This window comes from Bilifractor sp. LCP21S3_F8, from assembly GCF_052117805.1.
GTDB lineage: Bacteria > Bacillota > Clostridia > Lachnospirales > Lachnospiraceae > Bilifractor.
Genome location: NZ_JBQKIK010000011.1, coordinates 48,603 through 69,957 on the forward strand (window position 1 = coordinate 48,603; position 21,355 = coordinate 69,957).

A 21,355-nucleotide genomic window follows, 5' to 3' on the forward strand; every position below is an offset into this window, starting at 1 on the left:
CAGGTTGTTGCTGTCATAGTCAAGACCACCGAAGGTGAGACGTAGCCGTCGCCTTGACTATGACAACAACAACCTGCTAAAAGCCCTTGATTGTAAGATGTAATTGTAAATTCCACTCACCGAAATGCAAGAGTAACTTCCACAGATATTTGCTAATTTTAAAAGTGGAAGTTAACTTTTCACTTCAGCGCGTAAATTTTTAATGCTCTGTGCTGCTAATTTTTTTAAGCCTTGAGCTGCGCTATCGAAGGCGCTATCAAAGGCGCTTCCGAAGAGGGATTCATGATACCGTACGGAATAAGCTGCAGATTGCTCCGCACTGCGCTTTCGAAAAGCATGTTCAGTAGGCGGCTTTGTAGATTTCGAGGATCTGTGCTTCGGTCAGGGGTACATAGTTGTTCTTCAGAAGACGCTGCTGCGTCTGCGGTACATTCTTTGCAAATACCGGAAGGTCGGACTCTTTCACGCCGAAGCTGCGGAGCGGTTCCTTCTTCAGAACTTTATCCATCAATGCGTACAGAGCGTCGAGCGCGTTCTCCGGCTTCGTGCCCAGGCACTCTGCGAGAAGGTTCTCGAGATCGTTGATTCTTCCAACCGGTTTGATCTCCTTGTATTTACGCATAACATCCGCGAACATCAGCTGATTGGACTGGCCGTGCGGCACATGGTACACACTTCCGAGAGGATAGCTCAGGGCGTGAACCGCCGCGCATCCCGCGTATCCAAATGCAAGGCCGGCCCAGTTGGATGCCTTCAGGAAGTCTGCGCTGTACGCCTTCCATGCGTCATTTCCTCCGTTTTCAACGGAAAGACTCCAGCCCTTCAGAATCGTGCGGAGGGCAGCTTCCGAGAAGATTCGGGAAATGCTGCATCCGTTCGGGCTCAGATAAGACTCCACGGCGTGAATCATCGCGTCGATGGAGGAGGTAGCGAATACCTTGTAGGGAAGGGTTGCCAGCATATTTGTAATCATGGCGGCGGCATCCGCATACATGGACGGGGAGGTCAGGCCCATCTTCACGCCCCGGCTGACACGGTTGATGACTGAGATGTTTGTCACCTCGCTTCCGGTTCCGCAGGTCGTGGGAACAATGATCAGCTCGTGATGCTTCTTCAGGCTGTCCTTATGATCGTACAGATCGTCGACATGGTCTTCCGGAGACGCTACAGCAACAACCTTTGCGATATCAATGATTGTTCCTCCTCCGACTGCGATAATCCGGGCGAAATTTTTGTCACGCAGATCATCGAGAATAGCGTTTACCATGTTGTCTGTCGGTTCACCTGCTCCGTATTTTTCCTGAAACAATGTCTGGCATCCAAGCCCCAGCGGCTCGATGGACGGATTGTAAATGTATTCATTGGTCAGAATCAGGTCATCCGGTCCAAGCTGCTCATCATTTGCGAACTCCTTAAATGTGTCATACTCCTTTATTTTGGTGCGAATGCAAAAACCTTCCAATTTCTTCTGCCTCCTTGTTCGTATTTTATATGCTTTTTATAACAATTATATAACCCGCTTTGAAATATTCCATTCTTTTATTGTATGGATTCTGCCCGATCGGCTACTTATATTTCATTAAACTGCTGGTGATCCCGGATTTCCGGAACGGACTGGGAATGACAGATTCTTTAGACAAACGGAAAAATCTGACCGTGTGAATCTGCTTTCATTTTTTCTATAATGAATTGAATTTTAGAAATTAACGAGGAAAAACAATGAAAATTTCGAGGGATGACAATAAGTCACAGGGACCGAATAATATAACAAGGGCGCTGATCGACGCGTCTGTAGACCGGGGGCTTCGTGAGATCGAGGAGGACCCGAAGCGGAGTATCCGGAAGCTCACGGACATGGGCCGGATGTTCATCAAGGGAAGGTTCATGGACGAGGTGCTGAGCATTGTGCAGGATCTCCTTCGCAATGATGACAGCCCTTACTATGAGGCAATTGAGCAGATGCTGCGGAATACGGACCGGAAAAATCTGAAGGATTTCGGGATCAGCTTCGGATACAGTGGACTTACCTATGGCGGCAAGGTGATACGGGAACATGAGTTGTCGCTTCCCTATCACATTCCGTGGGCACTTACACTCCGGATCAATCCGACGCTGAAGGACGGTTTGTCGGTCAGCGAACTGGAAAGCTGTGTCCGTCAGGGAACGGCGATGGGAATATATTGCTATTTCATTCGTCTATCCGGCGCAATTACCTGCATTGGCAGACTCATGGATCTGGTGAAGCAGCATCCGGAGTGTGCTTTTGTGTCGCTGCTTCCGGACGAGCCGCTGAATCCGGTTCAGGTCGCGGGAATCAAGGAGTGTACCAACAGCATGGTTATGTTCCAGAACAGGGGTGCTGCAACGGCAGAAAATGTAAGCGCAATGAAGAAAAGCAAGATCCTTTATGGCATTTACGCGGTGTACGGGAATGACGACGCGGCTGCCTGGTACAATGATCAGAAGGCCGAGGAGCTCGCGGAGCTCAATGCAGGTATCAATCTTCTGGTCAGTGACGACACCTGTTCGAAAAGGAATGGAGCAAAGGTCGCGAAGTACTGCCGGTCTCTGCGTACGCATCCGGAGTATCCGATGATCCTGTTCGATCTGGTAGGAGATGCTGTGCAGATCAACCACATCATCTCAGAGGATGAATGTTACTTCGAGCTTCTCGAGAACGGAGACATTAAGACCACGACGGAGACGATCTCTGATTTCAGACACACGACATCGCTGGATCAGCTGTTTACGATCGGCCTTCCAAGAGAAAATCCCTCATGAATCCGATGATTGTCACCGGATCCACGGGGGGAGATGTATCAGGAATTTTCTGATCTGACAATATCCTTTCCGACCTTTACGAGTACATTTTTCAGACTCTCGATAAATTCCTCGGGGCTCTGATCGGTCTTCTGGCTGAGCCAGCGGTACATGATGACCAGAAAGGCATCCGTGAAATAATGTGGATCGAGGACAGCACTGTCGGTGTCGGAGGTCATTGCTTCCGAAAACATGGAGAAGATTGGCACGGTTGCCTCATAAAAATAATCACGGAAGGAGTTCTGGCCGTGGATCTCAAGAGCCGCCTTGTAGAAGTCGCGGTCACTTGAGAACAGCTCGACAACTGCGGTCAGAAGATCCCATCCGTTGGTATAGGATCGTTTGCTGGCGGTTTTGATAAAGTCGGTGTAGAAAATCCAGTTAACCAGATCGTATTTGTCCTTGAAGTGATAATAAAAGCTCTTGCGGTTCATCCCGCAGCCCTCACAGATGTCAATGACACTGATCTTCTCAAAAAGCTTTTCCTTCATCAGCTTTTTCATGGAAGAAGCAAGTGCATTTTTCGTTATGTTAGCATCGGGCACAAAATCACTCTCCTGTCCATTCTGAAATCAGACACCAGCCTGCGTCAGATCGACGCAGGGCCTTCTGCACGCCGGGCATGCAGCAGACCGTTGCCGGCTTATGGCAGGCAGAGGTGTCTGATCTTGTAAATAAATATCAAATAGGTACAGATATTTATCCGGTAACACATTCCAAAAACTGTTCCAATTATATCACAGGACAGGATACAGGGAAAGTCAGATTCTGTATCTTGAAGGCCATTATGAAGGCTGTAATCGAAAGCTATTATAGAAGACCATTATCAATACACTAATAAAAGTCCGTTATCAAAGGTAATTATAAATTGTAGCTCGAACGAAGTTCCTTCCTGGAGGCCTCTACTTCCAGAAGCAGTTCCCGGGCAGACATTCGACGCGCGCCTTCACCGAAGATGATCACCTGTTCAAGGCCGTCGGAGGTCGCGACGGTGACATTGCCCTGCTTTCCGATTTTATGTACGGTCTTTTCAATGTAGGCGTCTGCAGTTTCCGCTTCCTTCGTGTAAACGACATAGATGTTATGGTAATGGCAGACCGCGCCTCTCCCGCCAGGCACCTTATACGCATCAAAAACCAGAATCAGCGTACCGGATCTTGTGCCGTGGAAGTTGCTCAGAATGTCGATCAGCCGGTCTCTTGCGGCATCCATGCCGGACGCCGCAAGGCTGCGGAGCTCTTCCCAGCTGAAGATGATGTTGTATCCGTCAACCAGCAGGTAATCTTCCTTTTTTGAAGCGGCTCCGGAAGTTCCGGACCGTCGATTTTTGCCGGAGGAGGTCTGTTCACCAGCAGACTTTACAGCCGCTGTTCTGCTGCTCTCCGATTTATTCTTCTCTGTTCTGTCCCGCTCCGCTTTTTCCAAAGAGCCGTCACGGCTCCATATGCCGGTTTCATTTGAATAGCTGTTCGCAACGCTGTGGATAGGGGTGTTCCAGCTGGATCCACTGTAGGTTTTTTCAAAAATCTGCTGCAGCTCATTTTCCTCGTTTTCGCGGGTGCGCTGCTCTTCTGTCCATGATTTTTCTTTTGTCCTGTGCTTTTTCTGCCATCCGGCGGAAAAAATTTTCTTCCCTCCGGTATTTTCCGTATTCTCCGTCTTCGGACCGTCAGTGCAGAGTGCCTGGTCTTCTTCGGTGAGCCATTTCATATCCGGACGCCATCCGGTGTCGATGTGCATGTAGTCGCGGACCTGATCCCACGGTACCCGGATTCCGGCTCCATGGGAGCAGAATACAGAGGAGGACGGGTGATCCGTATCTGCCTCCGGATCATAACCCTTCTCGAGAATCACCTCTTCGGAATGGCGGCAGGGCTCATACCCCCTGAGTGTCAGGCTCAGTCTTCCGTGTCCGTGGGTATAGGACATGAAATCCTGCTGATAATCCCCGATGGCCGCGGCAGGCACAGAACCTGTGATGATCGCGGTGGTGCCGTCGTTCTCGCGAAGATCCGCGGATCCCTCCATTCTCTGTATGTCTGTCATAAAGCGGCCCATGCTCCCTGACGGCAGTTCGGCGTGAAGCCGCAGGACCGGCTCAAGGAGCACATTTTTTGCCATCATCAGACCCTGACGGACAGCTCTGTGTGTCGCCTGTCGGAAGTCACCTCCGGAGGTATGCTTTTCCGATGCTCTTCCGCCGATCACGGTGATCTTAATATCTGTGATTTCCGATCCTGTCAGAACGCCCGGAAACGGCTGCTCCTCCAGATGAGACAGGATAAGGCGCTGCCAGTTGAGCGCCAGATCATCAGTGCTGCAGTCGGATTCCAGGACAAGCCCGCTTCCCGGCTCGCCGGGTTCCATCAGAAGATGCACCTCTGCATAATGCCGCAGAGGTTCGTAATGCCCTACGCCCTCGACGGAATCCGCTATGGTCTCTTTGTACATGATTGACGGCTGTGCGAAATCAATCCGCATGCCGAACCGCTGCGCACAGAGCTCCCTCAGAATTTCCATCTGGACCTTTCCCATGATACGGGCGGAAATCTCACCGGAGGCATCGTCCTGGTCAATGTGAAGAAGCGGCTCTTCCTCCTCAAGAACCCGAAGATTCCGGAGAGCTTCGGCTCTGTCCTGGTCCGGCGCAAGAAGGATGCGGCTCTTCCATACCGGCTGGAGAACAGATGCATCCGAGTCATGCTCAAAGCCGAGACCCATTCCGATCCGGGTTTCGTCAGGTCCGGTAACCGCACAGACAAAACCCGCGTCCACCTGGGGCACCTGCACGAAGCTTTTGCCGGAGTAGATACGGATCTGGTTGACCTTCTGCTCCGTGTTCTCTCCGCTGCTCTCTGTGCTGTCCTCATTCCTGACAGAGATGACAGAACGAACCCTGAGACTGCCTCCGGTGATTTTCATCCAGGTCAGACGGTTTCCGGAATCATCGCGGGATATCTTGAAAATTCGCGCGCCGAATTCGTCCGGATAATGTTTCATCAGTGCAAGAGCGTCCATCGCCCGCATCAGCGCGCTGACGCCTTCATTTCGCAGCGCAGATCCGAAGAAAACGGGAAAGAGCTTCCGGTCCCGGATCATGGCGCGGAGATCGTCCTCCAGGATCTCTTCCGTCTCCAGATAGTGCTCCAGAACACGGTCATCGCAGACAGCAATATTCTCCGCCTGACTTCCCGGGATCTGAAGCACCGGATCAAACTGAACTCCGGTAAAATCCACGCATTGCGAGCCGAGATTATCCCGGATATCGCGGAGAAGGTCCGCGGTGTCCGCACCCGGCTGATCCATCTTATTTACGAAAAGAAATGTCGGAATTCTGTAATGTGCGAGAAGATTCCAGAGATTCCGGACCTGCCCGGTGACGCCATCCGCCGCGCTGATAACCAGGATTGCGTAGTCTAGAACCTGAAGAACCCGCTCTGTTTCCGGCGAAAAATCGATATGACCCGGTGTGTCCAGAAGGGTTACGGAGAGCCCGTCGGTGCCGCCGAAAGAGAGCTCCGCCTGCTTGGAAAAAATAGTGATGCCCCTGTCTTTCTCCAGCTGCCAGGTATCAAGATAGGCATCTTTATGATCGACTCTTCCCTGTTTCTGTATTTTTCCGGACAGGTACAGAAGACTTTCGGAAAGGGTTGTCTTTCCCGCGTCTACATGTGCCAGAATTCCTGCTGTGATATGTCTGCTGCTCATTGCTTATCCTTCTGTTCTGCTCATACCCTGTGGATTGCGAGAGTGCAAAGCACGGAGCAATCCGCAGCATATGCATATTGTGGTGCCACGCCTGCGGGGCATGTGCGTCTTACCGTACTGTCCACGGAGAATATCAGGCATCGGCTTAACAGTATGGCCTCCGGAGGGACAGATCTTTCTGTGAAGTATTGTAACATGCTCCGGAAACAGGTACAATCAGAAGGAATTAAATGGCCGGCTCAAGGCAGCCTGAAACAGAAGGAAATGGATGGCTGGCTCAAGGCAGTCTGAACCAGAGGGAAGCGGATGGCCGGCTCAGGGCAGCCTGAAACAGAAGGAAATGGATGGCTGGCTCAACAGTCTGAAATGGAGGAAAATATGGCGGAAGAAAGAGAACAGAAGAATCATGCGCCGGAAGGTGCGGCCCGCACGGAGGGCTGCTCTTTTATCGATACGGACAAGGAAAGCCTGACACTGACCTATGAGGACGGAAGGGACGTGAGATGCACAATCGTCAGGATCTTCCAGACACCAGCGCAGAAATATATCGTTCTGATTCCGGAGGACGGAAGTACGAAAGGTACGGCGTATCTGTATCATTTTGATACAGATGATGAAGGCGCACCGGTTGTGACACAGATTGAAAGTGAGGATGAATACAGAGAAGCTTCGGCGATTTTCGAAGCCATGACGAAAAATATTGACCTTACGGAGGATGAAACATGAAAATCAAAGTGAAGAAACTGACCGATACCGCCAAGATGCCGACGCGCGGAAGCGCATCGGCTGCGGGTTACGATCTTTATGCAGACGTGGAAACACCGGTGGAAATTGAGCCTCACGCAACGGTTATGGTTGGCACAGGCTTATCGATGGAGATCCCGGAAGGATATTTCGGAGCTATTTTTGCAAGAAGCGGACTTGCCGCAAAGGAATCTCTCCGACCCGCAAACTGTGTCGGTGTGGTTGACGCGGATTACCGGGGCCCCTTTATGATCGCTGTTCACAATGACGGCGAGACAGCGCGCTGTGTGACTCCGGGAGAGCGGATTGCGCAGCTTGTGATCCTTCCCTTCCTTCCCGCCGAGTTTGAGGAGGTGGAACAGCTCGGCGAGACGGAACGGGGAGAAGGCGGCTTCGGAAGCACCGGAAGATCCTGATAGAAATTATCCGCGGAAGGATCCTTTGATATCCGACCAGTTTTCTTCCGCGTATTTCAGAAGCTGCTCAGCTTGTGACAGAGACATCTCCGGGTAATAGAACATGATGGACGCGGAGCCGTATTTACGGACGATTCTGTCGCAGTTCCGGATCCAGTCGTCAAAGCCGCCGCTGTATACCTTGATCCACAGGGATTTGCCGGAGGCAATTACCTTGTCATAGATCTTGTCCCACTCTTCGTAAGTGCCGTCCGGACCGGTGTCTCCCGGTGTCCACTGAAGGGCATTGATGCCGGGAATTTCCATAAGATGATCAAGATGGCGGATGGCGCCGGGGCCATCCAGATGATACATGGCATAATCGAGCTTCTGTGTCTGTTTTTTCAGCGAGTCCAGAACAAATTCGTCAAAGAAGTCAACCGACATCATGGCTGAGGCGTCACACTGAAGCTTTGCCATTCTTCCCGGAGCCCAGATCTGGAAGCAGGAATAGGAATTGCCTCCGTCAGGAGTTCTGACGAGATCATAAAAACGGTCAAAGAACTCAAAATATGCGTCGGTCACCTGTCCGACCCGCTCCTCAATGGAGTCCGGATCCTCAATCATATCCATCATGAGGGTCTGGGCGCCCCGGAGAGAGGAAAGCACATCAACGTTTTCCATGAGATCCGGCATATCCAGGCAAAAATCATTGCCCGCGAATTTTCTGCAGCCTTCGACCACTTCGAGATGTCTGCGAAGCCATTTATTCTCCGGGTCAAATTTCAACGGCGGAACGTCTTCCCAGTCGTCATCTTCGTCGATGCAGGGCTTGAACCAGACCGTATCCTCCTTGAATCCGATATCAGAGCCGAGATAAGCCGCGACGGAGCCCGGTCCGAAGTTAGTCTCCATGTTCGGGAATGCTTCTCCGAGGAACAGATGCTTTTCGCAGAAGTCGCGGTACCGGAGAACCATGCGCTCCGGGTTCATGTATTTGTCCTCCATATCTTTCCATTTGAGATTCTCGGGCAGATCATAATACAGGCCCTGGCAGAAGACCTGATCCATTCCGCCCTCATGCGGCTGACCATCGGATAGGTGTTCGATTTCCGGTTTTCTCGCGACGATGTGCATCAGCGGTCTTCCGGTATTGCTCTGATGCCACCAGCCGTCAAATTTCTTTTTTGTTTCATCCCAGTTGTCTTTGTATTGCATTGCATTCTCCTTTACTTTGCTTTTTTATGGCTTGAAATAACAAATCTCTGAATTGGAGATCTTTTGTTTGCGGATTTATTTCAGGGCCTGTATATCAATCGATTATTCGAGGGTGTTGTTCCACGCCTGATTATTTGTGCGCTTCCTTTCGTATGTTATTCTTTCTCCGGTATGTGGCTCAGTGACCGGCAAGAAGCTGAAAGGTGTTCGGTGTGCTCTTCACCCCGGTAACGGAAGAGCTGCTCTCCGCCGCCGGCAAATACGAGGCGGATATCCCTGCCGGCGATACCTCCCCTGAAACGGAAGGGCGACGGACCGATGGAAAAGAGATTTTCTTTTTCATCCCATGTAACGGGAATCTGCTGAAAAACTCCGTTTTCATAGCTATATCCGTCGCCGTCATCCTCATAGTACAGAATCCGGTGCACGGAGGAACTTTTCTTCCCCGGATGGCGAAGCGGGTACAGATGAAATTCAAAGGGAGTGTCGGGCACTTCCTCTGCATAGGTGAGACCGGACTCCATCGGCAGGATGCTTCCCGCCCGCACAAACACCGGGATGTGATCCAGAGAAACCGCGAGCGTCAGCGTCTGTCCGCCTTCATAATAGTCGTCCGTGTAGAAGTCATACCATCCGGTTCCCTCCGGCAGATAGACTGTCCAGGTTTTCGGGGTGTTGAGATGCTCCCCGCCTCTGCCGTAATACATCGGATCGGTGATCGGACAGATCAGCAGGCTTTCTCCGAACATATATTCAGAATCAAGCAAAGCTGCCCTGATGTCATCGGAAAAATCAAAGAGCAGACTCCGAACCATGGTGCTGTTCTGCTGTACGACCGCGCCTGCCATGGAATAAATATAGGGCATCAGGCGATATCGTGTGCGGATCGTCTTCTCCAGTGCATCGTAAAAAGGATCGCCGGGCTTTCCAAAATTCCAGATTTCACGAGGCACATCGGTTCCGTGGGAGCGGAACATCGGGAGGAAGGAGCCGAATTCAAACCACCGGACATACAGTTCCCGGTAGCCCGGATCCTCGAGTCCTTTTTCGTAGTCGCCGCGCCAGAACCATTTCATCGAGGGGTCTCCGCTGCACTCACAGCCGCGTCCGGACCAGTTTTCATGTACGACGAAAAATCCACCGATGTCGAAGGTCCAGTAAGGCATGCCGCTCATCGCCATGTTGAGCGCCTCTGGGAGCTGCTTCTTCAGAACATCCCATCTGGCAGAGATGTCGCCGGACCAGAGAACCGTTCCGTATTTCTGGCTTCCTGCATATCCGGAGCGGGTAAGATTCAGAACTCTGCGGTCCGGATCCGCCTTTCTCTGGTTTTCAAAAATACCCCTGGCGTGGGCGAGAGCATAGAGATTTGCCCGGTCCGCGCCGAGGAATTTCTTGTGCTCGCCGCCGACAAGAAGAAACCGCTCCCAGGGTTCCCGCTCATATTCCCCGTTCCAGTCCGGACCGGAAAAAGGTTCTGTCGAGTCACACCACCAGGAATCAAAGCCGCCGGAGAAAAGTTCCCGGCTGCACTGCTTCCAGTACAGCTCTCTGGCCTTTTCGTCAAAAGCGTCATAGGTCGCCAGGTCATTGAGAAGGAAGCCTGCGTCGGACATCTCACAATAATCTTTTGTTCCGTAATTCATATTCGGCCAGACGGACACCATGGTGTGGACATGGAGCTCGTGAATCCTGTCGATTGCCGCCCGGATATCCGGATAGCGTGTTTTGTCCAGAATCTTGCATCCCCAGTCATCTGCCGGCCAGGTCTTCCAGTCCTGCACGACGCAGTCAAGTCCGACGCCGATGTGGCGATATTTCTCAGCAACCTCAACGAGTTCATCCTGCGTGGAATACTTTTCCCTGGACTGGATATATCCGAAGGCCCACTTCGGGAGCATTGCCGCCTTCCCCGTCAGCCGGCGGAATCCATCGATGAGTGCATCCGCAGAATCCCCGGAGATAAAGTAATAGTCCAGCTGTTCCACAGTGTCGCAGAAGAGATAGGAGCCTCGCTCATCGTCGTTAAAGGTCATGAGGCTTCCGCAGTCGGCGAGGATACCGTAGCCTCTGTCGGAGATCAGAAAAGGAACCGGGATGCGCATGTTGTGCTGGTAGAGGTACTGGGTGTGGCCTCTGTAGTTGTAGATGCCCTCTTCCCCCTGACCAAGCCCGTGGATCTGTTCTCCGGGCTGGAATCGGAACGAGAGCTTCGCCCGATACGCTCTGTGGTCCTCAACCTCCCGCAGGTTTTCAACAAAATTTCTTTCTCCGTCTACGGTTTTCACTCTGCGGATGACTGGCTTCTCTCCGCAGGTTGAGTATTTCATAACTGGAATCCCGGTAAGCTCTTTCTCTCCTTCTTCCAGCAACTGAAAACCATCTTTTCTTCGAATCCAGACAAAACAGCCGTCTGTCCGCCTGATCCGGAGTGTGAGAAGTTTTGTGGAAATTTGCAGATCCAGATCACGCACCTCCAGAGCGAGAGGACATGCGGACTCGCTGTGCCTGATCTGAAGAGGGGACGCGGAAGACTCCTCTTCTCTTCCGGTATAGACACAGCGCATAATATTATCTGTCTCGGCAGAGATGAAAAGCAGTCCCCGGTCTGTCCGGATCCGAATCTTGTTATCACTGATTTTCTGACAGTCTTGTATCTTCATTCTGGATTTTCTCTTTCTGTGTATCGTTCATAAACGTCTATGCCCCGCAGGCGGGGCTCCGCCTATTGTATAAGCTCCGGATTGCATAAAATATGATCCGATTACGGCTACATTGTATAAGAAATCGACAAAAATCACCATGCATCAGTTTGTCCGTTTTATGTACTTTTTTTCTGTGGATTGCGAAAGTGCGAAGTACCGGAGTAATCCGCAGCTTATGCAGTATCGCGGACTTGTAAGCAGTACGGAGGCTGAGAAGCAGCGAAGTGACGCAGGGCTTATAGATATAGCTGCGCCCCGCCTGCGGGCATGAACATAAAAATCCCCTGCCATACATTTTCGTGTACAGCAGGGGATTCCCCATATAAATAAATATGTATACAGCTGATTATTCGTTGATCGCCTTTGCGTCCTTCGGGCAGTCCTTGATGGAGAAGCTGAGTCTTCCCATGCGGTCCTTTCCAAGGCAGACAACCTTTACAACATCGCCGAGAGTAAGAACATCTTCTACGTGATTGATACGCTGTTTAGCAATCTTGGAAATGTGAACCATTCCCTCCTTGCCGGGAGCAAACTCCAGGAAAGCACCGAACTCCTTGATGCTGATAACCTTTCCTTTCAGAACCTGATCCTTTTCGAAATCTGTGGTGATGACCTCGATGTATTTCTCGGCCTCATCCATCTTCGCACGGTCCGTTCCGCAGATGGAGACGGATCCGTCTTCGTCGATATCGATCTTTACACCCGTGCGGGCGATGATTTCATTGATATTCTTTCCCTGTTTGCCGACTACATCACCGATCTTGTCAGGATCAATCTTGATCTGCTCGATCTTCGGCGCGTACTCGTTGACAGTCGGACGCGGTCCGGCGATTGCCTTCTCCATTACCTCGGTCAGAATATATTCTCTTGCTTCCTTGCATCTGGAAATGGCTTCCTCCACGATCTGACGGGTAAGGCCGTGGATTTTGATATCCATCTGGATTGCGGTGATGCCGTCATGTGTTCCGGCAACCTTGAAGTCCATGTCTCCGAAGAAGTCTTCAAGACCCTGAATGTCTGTGAGCACGATATAATCGTCGTCGGTATCTCCGGTAACAAGGCCGCAGGATATTCCGGCAACGGGCTTCTTAATGGGCACGCCGGCTGCCATCAGAGCCATGGAAGAAGCACAGACGGAAGCCTGTGAGGTGGAACCGTTAGACTCAAAGGTCTCGGATACGGCACGTATTGCGTATGGGAATTCCTCTTCCGAAGGCATAACCGGAAGGAGAGCTCTCTCTGCAAGAGCGCCATGACCGATTTCGCGGCGCCCCGGTCCTCTGGACGGCTTTGTCTCACCGACAGAGTAGCTCGGGAAGTTGTACTGATGCATGTAGCGTTTCTTTGTGATATAGGGATCAAGTCCCTCTACCTTCTGCGCCTCGGAAAGAGGAGCGAGAGTCACAACGTCGCAGATCTGTGTCTGTCCGCGGGTGAACATCGCGGAGCCGTGTACACGTGGGATGACATCCACCTCGGCTGCAAGCGGACGGATCTGACGGATCTGGCGTCCGTCCGGTCTCTTATGCTCCTTCAGAATCATGCGGCGGACGGTCTTCTTCTGATACTGGTAGATAGCATCGGGCAGGAGGGCAAGCCACTCTTCGTTGTCTGCGAATTTCTCTTTGAGTCTGTCTGTGATGGCGGCGATGTTGTTCTCTCTGGTCTGCTTGTCATCCGTGAACACGGCAATTTCCATCTCAGAATCCGGAACCTCCTCGCGGATCGCGGCAAAAAGCTCCTCCGGAACCGCGCAGCTCTCGTAGGTGTGTTTCGGTTTTCCGCACTCTGCCACGATATGATCAAAGAAAGCAATAACCTTTTTATTTGTCTCATCGGCAAGATAAATGGCCTCGATCATCTTCTGCTCCGGAATTTCCTGCGCGCCGGCTTCGATCATGATGACCTTCTCTCTTGTAGAGGCAACGGTCAGAGCAAGCGTTGACTCGGCCTTCTTCTCATAACCCGGGTTGATGACAAATTCGCCGTTGATCATTCCAATCTGTGTGGCGGCGCAGGGACCGTCAAAAGGAATATCGGAAATGGATGTGGCGAGAGACGCACCGAGCATGGCGACAACTTCCGGGTCACATTCCGGATCAACGGACATCACCATATTATTCAGTGTGACATCGTTTCTGTAATCCTTCGGGAAAAGAGGCCTCATCGGACGGTCGATAACACGGGATGTGAGTACGGCATGCTCGGAAGCTTTTCCCTCTCTCTTATTGAAGCCGCCCGGGAATTTGCCGACCGAGTACATTTTCTCCTCAAATTCAACGGAAAGCGGGAAAAAATCGATTCCCTCCCGCGGCTCTTTGGAAGCGGTTGCGGTGCACAGAAGTGTGGTGTCACCATAATGGATGAACGCGCATCCGTTTGCCTGCTTGCCGACTCTCCCGATATCCACGGAAAGTTTTCTTCCGGCCAGGTCCATTTCATAGGTCTTGTAGTTGTTCTCAAGTCTGGTTGAGAATGTCTTGTTTTCTTCCATCTTTACTCCTTTACTTCTCGGCGAATGCCATTGTTCCGAACCGCCGGGACCGTGCAGGCCCTGCTGCGGCGCCGGATGTTACTCTTTGAAAACGGACGGATCCTCGTGCGGAACATCTGTCCCGATTTCCGAAAAACGAGATGAGTCACGCTTCGCGGTGGCTGCGGCTCATTGCTTGTAAACACGGAAACAGGGCGGATAGGTGAGTCCTACCCGCCCTGAAAGCGATTCGATTACTTACGAAGTCCCAGCTTCTCGATCAGAGCACGATATCTCTCGATATCTGTCTTCTTGAGGTAATCAAGAAGTCCGCGTCTCTTACCTACCATCTTCAGAAGACCGCGTCTGGAATGGTGATCCTTGTGGTTTGTCTTCAGATGCTCTGTGAGCTCTTTAATTCTCTCGGTGAGGATTGCAACCTGTACCTCAGGTGAACCGGTGTCGCCCTCTGTTCTTGCATACTCTTTGATAATCTGCTGTTTGAGTTCTTTTGTAATCATTTCATTTTCCTCCAAAATATTTCTAATCGCCTGTGATTAAGATCTGGTCGGAGTTTCCGGGATCTGAATCAAGGTTAAAACTCATGCCCACTCAATATAGCATAGCGTATAGAAAAAGTAAATGATTTTCTTTATCCGGATCTTTCGGATTTTTCGGATTTTCTTTATCCGGATTTTTCGGAACGGAGCTGCTCGAAGAAGCTGCTGATGAGATGACTGCATTCTTTCTCAAGAATTCCCCGCGTAATCTTCACCTGATGGTTAAATGCGGGTACCTGCATGAGGTTCAGAACGGATCCTGCACATCCCGCCTTCGGATTCATGCAGCCGATGACGACTTCGTCGATTCTGGACTGGACGATGGCACCCGCGCACATCTGGCAGGGCTCAAGGGTGACATACAGGGTGCAGCCCTCGAGTCTCCAGTCGCCGAGAGCATGGCTGGCCTCCCGGATGGCGTTCAGCTCTGCGTGAGACAGTGTGTTCGCGTCCGTGTTGCGCCGGTTATATCCACGGGCAATGATTCTGCCTTCTTTTACAATGACGCATCCGATGGGAACTTCTCTGAGAGCGGCTGCCCTCTGCGCTTCCGCCAGGGCTGCTCTCATGTATTTTTCGTGCATGGACCGGATTACGGCATTTTTTTGTTCCGCTTCTTTTCGAGCCTTTTCTTCCCGTGATTTTTTTCGCCGCATTCTCTGTTCCCATTTGATCTGTTTGGCAGCGCGGTCTGCCGCGCGCCGGTCCTCTTTAAGTTGGGTGCGGCCGGTCTCTATATTATTTTTATTACTATTTAAGAGGAAAATATCCTCCCCGGCAGCCGGGAGGACCTTGTGTTCTGCCGTGGAGGATACTTCGATTTTGCTTTTCTTATCATTCATTATGTGGTGCCCTGCCAGCAGGATATGCTGTGCTTAACGCCTGATGCGCCCCGGCTGTCTGTTTTATCCTGCTTTTGTTCTCAGAATCTCTGTGGTCAGATACCGAGCATCATCTTGTCATTTGCGAATTCGTTGCCGGATACCTCCTCGAATTTATCGAGAAGCTGGGAAACAGTAAGATTCTTCTTCTCCTCTCCGGACACATCGTAGATGATATTCCCCTCATGCATCATGATCAGACGGTTCCCATGGGTGATTGCGTCCTTCATGTTGTGGGTGATCATCAGCGCTGTGAGATGATCGCGGTTGATGATCTTTTCTGTAGCGTTGAGCACCTTCTCGGCTGTCTTCGGGTCAAGAGCGGCTGTGTGTTCGTCGAGAAGCAGCAATTTCGGTTTCTGCAGGGTTGCCATGAGCAGGGTAAGTGCCTGCCGCTGACCGCCTGACAGGAGACCGACTTTGGCTGTGAGTCTGTCTTCGAGGCCGAGGTTCAGAATCTTGAGCTGCTCGCGGTATTCGTTTCTTTCCGCGGCGGTTACACCCCACCTGAGGCCTCTTCTGGCGCCGCGGCGTCTGGCAAGCGCAAGATTCTCGTCAATCTGCATGGTTGCGGCAGTTCCTGTCATGGGATCCTGGAAGACCCGGCCGATAAGGCTGGCGCGCCTGTAATCCGGGAATCCCGTCACATTCTGTCCGTCAATTGTGATGGATCCGGTATCTACCGGCCATACACCGGCAATGGCATTCAGAAGGGTGGATTTTCCGGCGCCGTTGCCGCCGATAACGGTCACAAAATCACCGTCATTGAGCGTGAGGCTGACACCTCGCAGAGCCTTTTTCTCATTTATGGTTCCGGGGTTAAATGTTTTGCTGATGTTTTTGACCTCTAACATTTACTTTCCCTCCGATCTCGAGTTTTTTCCGGCACGGCTGAAGGAGCTTTTTGCCTGTCCCTTCAGATACGGCACTGCAAGGAAGACGGCGACGATGATGGCGGTGAAAAGCTTCATCAGGTTCGAGTCGATCTTCAGCCACAGAACCAGAGTGTATACCAGATAGTAGATGATGCCGCCGACAATTACAAAAACCAGGCGGCCGAAGAAATTCAGCTTTTTGTGGAGGATCGCTTCTCCGAGTACTTCTCCGATGATGACAGCCGCAAGCCCAATGACGATGGATCCGCGTCCGCTGTTGACATCCGCAAAACCGGAGTACTGAGCGGCAAGACCACCGGCAACGGCTACGATTCCGTTGGAAATCGCGAGGCCGAGAACCTTCATAATATTGATGTTGATGCCCTGTGCCTTTGCCATCTGCTGGTTGCAGCCGGTTGCCCGGATGGCCGATCCGAGCTCGGTTCCAAAGAAGAGATAGAGAATGACTATGAGGGCGATGGCGAAGATGCCGCCCACCAGAATAGCATTCGGTACATTCCGCCCGGAGATGATCAGGTTGTATTTGTCAACGCTGACAGCCTGGTTGGCTTTCATCTTCATGATTACGAGGTTTATGGAGTACAAACCGTACTGCGTCAGAATTCCTGCGAGAATGGCCGGGATTCCGAATACCGTGTGAAGGAGGCCGGTGACGGAGCCTGCGATCAGACCCGCGATAAATGCTATTACAAGTGCCGCCCACGGATTCCAGCCCGCGAGGATCAGCATTACTGTTACAGCTGCACCGGTTGAAAAGGTTCCGTCGACGGAAAGGTCTGCAATGTCGAGCAGACGGAAAGTAATATAGACGCCGAGAGCCATGATGCCCCAGATAAGGCCCTGTGCAATGCCTGAGGGGAATCTGCCCAGCAGATCCATCGGGTTCAGCGATGCGAAATATGCCTCCATAGATAATTGTTCCTCCTGGTTTTCTTTTTCTCTGTTGTTGCTTTTCTGGCGAAGGTGTGTCCGGAGATCTGTCGGATGGCCGGATTATGTGTGCTGCGCTTCGCGGCAGGCGGCCTGTCTGCGTTTCCGAAGAGCTTATAGATACATCGTGACACATACTGTATAAGCTACGGATTGCTCCGTGCTGCGCACTCTCGCAATCCTACAGGTATTCGAAATCGCATACAGTCTCTTACACACGCTTCGCGGCAGGCGGCCTGTCTGCGTTTTCGAAGAGCTTATAGATACATCGTGACACATACTGTATAAGCTACGGATTGCTCCGTGCTTCGCACTCTCGCAATCCTACAGGTATTCGCACTTCCGTGCCGCTTGCGCGTCACTTCGTGCTCATACCTGTTGCCTTCGAAATCGCATACAGTCTCTTACGCGCGCTTCGCGTGCGACGATCCTGTCTGCGTTTTCGAAGAGCTTATACAGTAAAAGCCCCACCATGTGCTCTTCACACCCTGGTGGGGAAACATTGATTGATCTGTTTCACGAACACGTTGAATAGTATATCACACATTGACAGCTGGTGTCATAAATGTTTGATTTTCGCGCGTGAAATCATTGAATTTTATTCGCTGTCGGAGCTGTCGGCTTCATATGCGGTGTATCCGTCCGGTACGGTGATGCCGAGCTTTTCGCAGATGTCCGGGTTATACTCTTTCACAGGGTTGTCATAGTACTGAATCGGCATCTCGGAGATGTCTGCCTCTCCCTTCAGGATCTGTGCCGCCATCTTGCCGGTCGTCTGACCAAGGCCGTAGTAATCGATGGAAAGGGTGGCAACGCCGCATCCGGCCATGATACCCTCTTCACCTGCAATGATCGGAACCTTTGCCGGAAGGGCTACATTGTTGATGGCCTCGGTGCAGGAAGCCGCTGTGTTGTCGGTCGGGATGTAGAGAACATCACTGTTGTTGCATGCCTCTCCGGTGACGGAGGCTACATCGTTGGAATCTGAGAAGGTGTATACATTTACGGTGAGTCCTGCGTCTTCCAGATATCCTTTCACCTGATCCGCCTGGTATTTGGAGTTCGGCTCAGCAGAGCAGTACAGGATGCCGACATTTTTTGCATCAGGGAAAAGCTCGGTAACCATGTCCGCCTGCTGATCAAGCGGAGGAAGGTCGGATGTGCCGGAGATGTTGCCGCCGACCGTTCCGTTAAAGTCGTCGATGTCAAGTGCAACGCCATAGTCTGTAATGGAAGTTCCAAGGATCGGGATTGTGCTTGTCGCAGCAGCTGCGGACTGAAGAGCTGCGGTAGCGTTTGCCAGAATCAGATCTACGTTTTCAGATACGAGATTCGTGCAGATCTGTGTTGCTGTTGCGGCGTCGCCTGCAGCATTCTGTTCATCGAAAGTTACGTTGTCTTCTCCAAGCTCGGATTTAAGCTCGTCCTCGAATCCCTTGGTCGCGGCGTCAAGAGCCGGATGCTGTACGAGCTGGCAGATACCGATCGTATATTTGCCGGATGTTTTTGCGGCCGATGCGGAAGCGGCGGTTACCGACGCCGAAGCGGACGCGGAAGAAGCGGAAGAATCCGCAGATGATGCCGTGGAAGAGGCTGCAGAGCTGCTTCCGCAGCCGGCGAGAAGTGCTCCTGCCATGACGGCCGAAAGGCAGACGGATGTGATTTTCTTTAATTTCATTTCTTGTCCTCCCTGAATTTTACTGTTTTGATGCTGGATTTTGCTGGATCATACAAAACGCTTTAACGCTTAAAAGCGTTACACGTTGCTGTATTAAAGTATTTAAGAGATAATTTACCACACACCGGGGTGGCCGTCAATGTGAAGCTTATAAAAAATAATTGTTAATTTTCACAAAAAATTAACGCTCAAATCACAATCGGCCATTATTCCTCGTCCGGATCGGATTTCCCGACGAGGAATATTAAGATTTTGTCATAGGATCTCGGGTTAGTCATGTAATTCGGATGTGATGTCAGATCGCGAACCGGGATTGGAGAACTTCTGCTACTGCGTCGCTGTCATAGCGGCCGGCTACGTAGTCGGCCGATTTTCTGCATCGCTCGGTGCCGTTTTCCATGGCAATTCCGGTACCTGCGGAGGTCAGAAGGTCGATATCGTTGTCTGCATCTCCGAAGGCGACGATATCTTCCTTTCGTATTTTTAACTGAGAAGACAGGAATCGAAGCGCTGCTCCCTTACCCACCTCAGGGGAGGAATTTTCAATGCGGTTTGATACGGAGGAGGTGGTATAGATATTCCTGAGCGTGCTGTGGATTTTATTGCGCAGCTGCTCGCAGAGCGCATCGTCACCGACGACAAGATCAAGTCCGTCAAGCTCCTTTCTGTGCTGAAAGATAAAGCCGCGGATATCATCCTTCATGACACGGGTTGTCCGCACATAATCGACATATGCTGAGGACGCTCCGAAGTTTCCGGGTTCATTGACGTAGGCGGTACAGGCATAGGCAACGCCGTTAATAAAGACCTCATAAGAAAGTGGAAAAAGGTCTGAAGGATATGCCGCGGTGAGCTCAAGCAGGTCGAGTACAGCCTTCTCTGACAGGGGACGGTGGTAAATACGCTTCGAAGACAACAGTCGGCCGCGGAAACTGTCAGAATAGTTCTGAGGATTGCGGGCCAGAATACTTTGAAAGTCTGAATACGATTTTTTGTAAAGATTGTTCCGTTTATCTGGCTGGAAGCCGGGGAGTATCCGGGCGGGAGCTGAGGAAACATCAGAAGAGGCATCTGTAGCGGATGAAGTATCTGCGCCAAATGAAGTATCTGCACCGGATGAGGCATCTGCGCCAGAAGAGGTATCTGCATCAGAAGGAATCCGGTAGATTGCTGCTCCGTTCGAGGTGATGGCATAACGGATTCCGGGGATGCGGAACACGGACTCCGGAAGTGAGGTCAGTACTCTCCCGCTTGCGACGACGACCTCGATGCCCGATGCTGTAGCCCGGGTCAGGGCCATACGATTGCGTGCGCTGACGGTCCGGGAATCCAGAAGCAGTGTGCCGTCGAGATCAGAAGCGATCATTTTAATCATAAAGAAGGAATCCTTTCTGTTTGAGATCATAATAATAAAGCCGGCAGTCGGCGGGCGGCACTGATCCCGGAATCCTGCAGGAACAGCCGATACAGACGCAGAGGGTGCGGGAACTGTCAGTGCGGGGATAGAGAAACGCACAGTCAAGCTCCGGATTCAGGTAGAAAAATGGGTGATCGGGATCACGGCTGGCATATGTTGTTCCGGTATTTACCGCGAAGGAGGAAAAGTTGCCATCAATTCCGGTGCCTGTATATTTGACGTAAGCTTCTTTTGCGGTCCATACCTGAAAAAATCGACGGATGGTTTCTTCGTCTGTCTGTGCGGAGAGAATGAAGGAACTTTCTGAAGCGTGAAAATACCGGGACGCGAGTCTTCGGCAGCGTTCGGTGTCATCCGTCGGGCAGGATTGTCTTCGTATACGGTTTTCCTGGAGATCAATGCCGATTCGCTGATCCGAGACAGCAACAATCCAGCAGGAACCACTGTCCGTTATAGATATTTCCGGAACAGACGGGTCCTCTTCCGATGTTTTTCCGTTTTGAACCAGATATGGGCGGCCCCTGTTCGTCCTGCAAATCTTAAGAGATGCGGTCAGGCTGCCCTGAGAGTCGTGCGTAAAAGAACGGACAGCAGCCCGGATACGGTCTTCTCTCTGGATGGGGCAATTATTGTCGAATATATACAGACGAATGGTCATAGAATGTCTCCTGTATGCGGGTCAAGAACATTGCGGCTGGACTTATACAGCACACCTCATACGATAAGTCGTGCCACATACTGTATAAGTCCCCGCGTCACTTCGCTGCTTCGCAGCTTCCGTGCCGCTAACAGGTATTCGCACTTCCGTGCCGCTTACGCGTCACTTCGTGCTCATACCTGTTGTCGTCGCTAATGTTCTTGCCCACTGGTGAGCAAGCTCCCCGTGGGCCACGAACATTGCGACTGGACTTATACAGTACATTGTAGCAT

At 51.5% G+C, this 21,355-nt stretch carries 16 protein-coding genes; 3 read left to right on the forward strand and 13 right to left on the reverse strand.

Going from position 1 to position 21,355, the window contains the following annotated elements:
* Positions 1-340: 340 nt before the first annotated feature.
* Positions 341-1,462, reverse strand: a complete 1,122-nt coding sequence (locus ACTQ3A_RS06980; protein ID WP_441494466.1) for a 4-hydroxybutyrate dehydrogenase — start codon at positions 1,460-1,462, stop codon at positions 341-343.
* 257 nt (positions 1,463-1,719) lie between these two features.
* On the opposite strand from ACTQ3A_RS06980, the gene ACTQ3A_RS06985 reads away from it, so the two are divergent.
* Positions 1,720-2,781, forward strand: a complete 1,062-nt coding sequence (locus tag ACTQ3A_RS06985; protein ID WP_441494465.1) for a hypothetical protein — start codon at positions 1,720-1,722, stop codon at positions 2,779-2,781.
* A 38-nt stretch (positions 2,782-2,819) separates the two neighbouring features.
* Here ACTQ3A_RS06985 and ACTQ3A_RS06990 read toward each other — a convergent pair whose 3' ends face one another.
* On the reverse strand, positions 2,820-3,365 hold the full coding sequence (locus ACTQ3A_RS06990; RefSeq protein ID WP_441098954.1) for a TetR/AcrR family transcriptional regulator C-terminal domain-containing protein: 546 nt from the start codon (positions 3,363-3,365) through the stop codon (positions 2,820-2,822).
* Between the two features lie 316 nt (positions 3,366-3,681).
* Positions 3,682-6,528 carry an NYN domain-containing protein gene (locus tag ACTQ3A_RS06995; RefSeq protein WP_441494464.1) on the reverse strand — a complete coding sequence of 949 codons (2,847 nt, stop codon included), beginning with the start codon at positions 6,526-6,528 and terminating at the stop codon, positions 3,682-3,684.
* Positions 6,529-6,906: 378 nt separating this feature from the next.
* On the opposite strand from ACTQ3A_RS06995, the gene ACTQ3A_RS07000 reads away from it, so the two are divergent.
* Positions 6,907-7,254, forward strand: coding sequence for a DUF1292 domain-containing protein (locus ACTQ3A_RS07000; RefSeq protein WP_441494463.1), 348 nt, complete (start codon positions 6,907-6,909; stop codon positions 7,252-7,254).
* Positions 7,251-7,688, forward strand: a complete 438-nt coding sequence (gene dut, locus ACTQ3A_RS07005; protein ID WP_441494462.1) for a dUTP diphosphatase — start codon at positions 7,251-7,253, stop codon at positions 7,686-7,688. The genes ACTQ3A_RS07000 and dut overlap by 4 nt, the downstream gene beginning before the upstream one ends.
* Positions 7,689-7,694: 6 nt before the next feature.
* Here the strand turns inward: dut and ACTQ3A_RS07010 are convergent, their stop codons facing one another.
* The 10 genes from ACTQ3A_RS07010 to ACTQ3A_RS07055 form a co-directional block, all read right to left on the reverse strand.
* Entirely contained in the window at positions 7,695-8,885 is a 1,191-nt protein-coding gene (locus ACTQ3A_RS07010; protein WP_441098958.1) for a trimethylamine corrinoid protein 2, read from the reverse strand.
* Between the two features lie 155 nt (positions 8,886-9,040).
* Positions 9,041-11,548 carry a TIM-barrel domain-containing protein gene (locus tag ACTQ3A_RS07015; protein ID WP_441494461.1) on the reverse strand — a complete coding sequence of 836 codons (2,508 nt, stop codon included), beginning with the start codon at positions 11,546-11,548 and terminating at the stop codon, positions 9,041-9,043.
* A 388-nt stretch (positions 11,549-11,936) separates the two neighbouring features.
* Positions 11,937-14,084, reverse strand: coding sequence for a polyribonucleotide nucleotidyltransferase (locus tag ACTQ3A_RS07020; RefSeq protein WP_441098960.1), 2,148 nt, complete (start codon positions 14,082-14,084; stop codon positions 11,937-11,939).
* Positions 14,085-14,317: 233 nt separating this feature from the next.
* Positions 14,318-14,584 carry a 30S ribosomal protein S15 gene (rpsO, locus tag ACTQ3A_RS07025; RefSeq protein ID WP_441098961.1) on the reverse strand — a complete coding sequence of 89 codons (267 nt, stop codon included), beginning with the start codon at positions 14,582-14,584 and terminating at the stop codon, positions 14,318-14,320.
* Between the two features lie 164 nt (positions 14,585-14,748).
* Positions 14,749-15,207 (reverse strand): tRNA adenosine(34) deaminase TadA, encoded by a 459-nt coding sequence (gene tadA, locus ACTQ3A_RS07030; RefSeq protein ID WP_441099141.1) that lies wholly within the window; start codon positions 15,205-15,207, stop codon positions 14,749-14,751.
* Between the two features lie 353 nt (positions 15,208-15,560).
* Positions 15,561-16,358 carry an ABC transporter ATP-binding protein gene (locus tag ACTQ3A_RS07035; RefSeq protein ID WP_441098962.1) on the reverse strand — a complete coding sequence of 266 codons (798 nt, stop codon included), beginning with the start codon at positions 16,356-16,358 and terminating at the stop codon, positions 15,561-15,563.
* Positions 16,359-17,309: an ABC transporter permease gene (locus tag ACTQ3A_RS07040; RefSeq protein WP_441098963.1), complete on the reverse strand. Its 951-nt coding sequence runs from the start codon at positions 17,307-17,309 to the stop codon at positions 16,359-16,361.
* Positions 17,310-17,928: 619 nt separating this feature from the next.
* Positions 17,929-19,008 carry an ABC transporter substrate-binding protein gene (locus tag ACTQ3A_RS07045; protein ID WP_441098964.1) on the reverse strand — a complete coding sequence of 360 codons (1,080 nt, stop codon included), beginning with the start codon at positions 19,006-19,008 and terminating at the stop codon, positions 17,929-17,931.
* A gap of 295 nt (positions 19,009-19,303) precedes the next feature.
* A complete protein-coding gene (locus ACTQ3A_RS07050) occupies positions 19,304-20,383 on the reverse strand; it encodes an HAD hydrolase family protein (RefSeq protein WP_441098965.1) in 1,080 nt (359 codons plus the stop codon).
* A complete protein-coding gene (locus ACTQ3A_RS07055; RefSeq protein ID WP_441098966.1) occupies positions 20,376-21,083 on the reverse strand; it encodes a 4'-phosphopantetheinyl transferase family protein in 708 nt (235 codons plus the stop codon). Before ACTQ3A_RS07055 ends, ACTQ3A_RS07050 begins: the two co-directional genes overlap by 8 nt.
* Between the last annotated feature and the right edge of the window lie 272 nt (positions 21,084-21,355).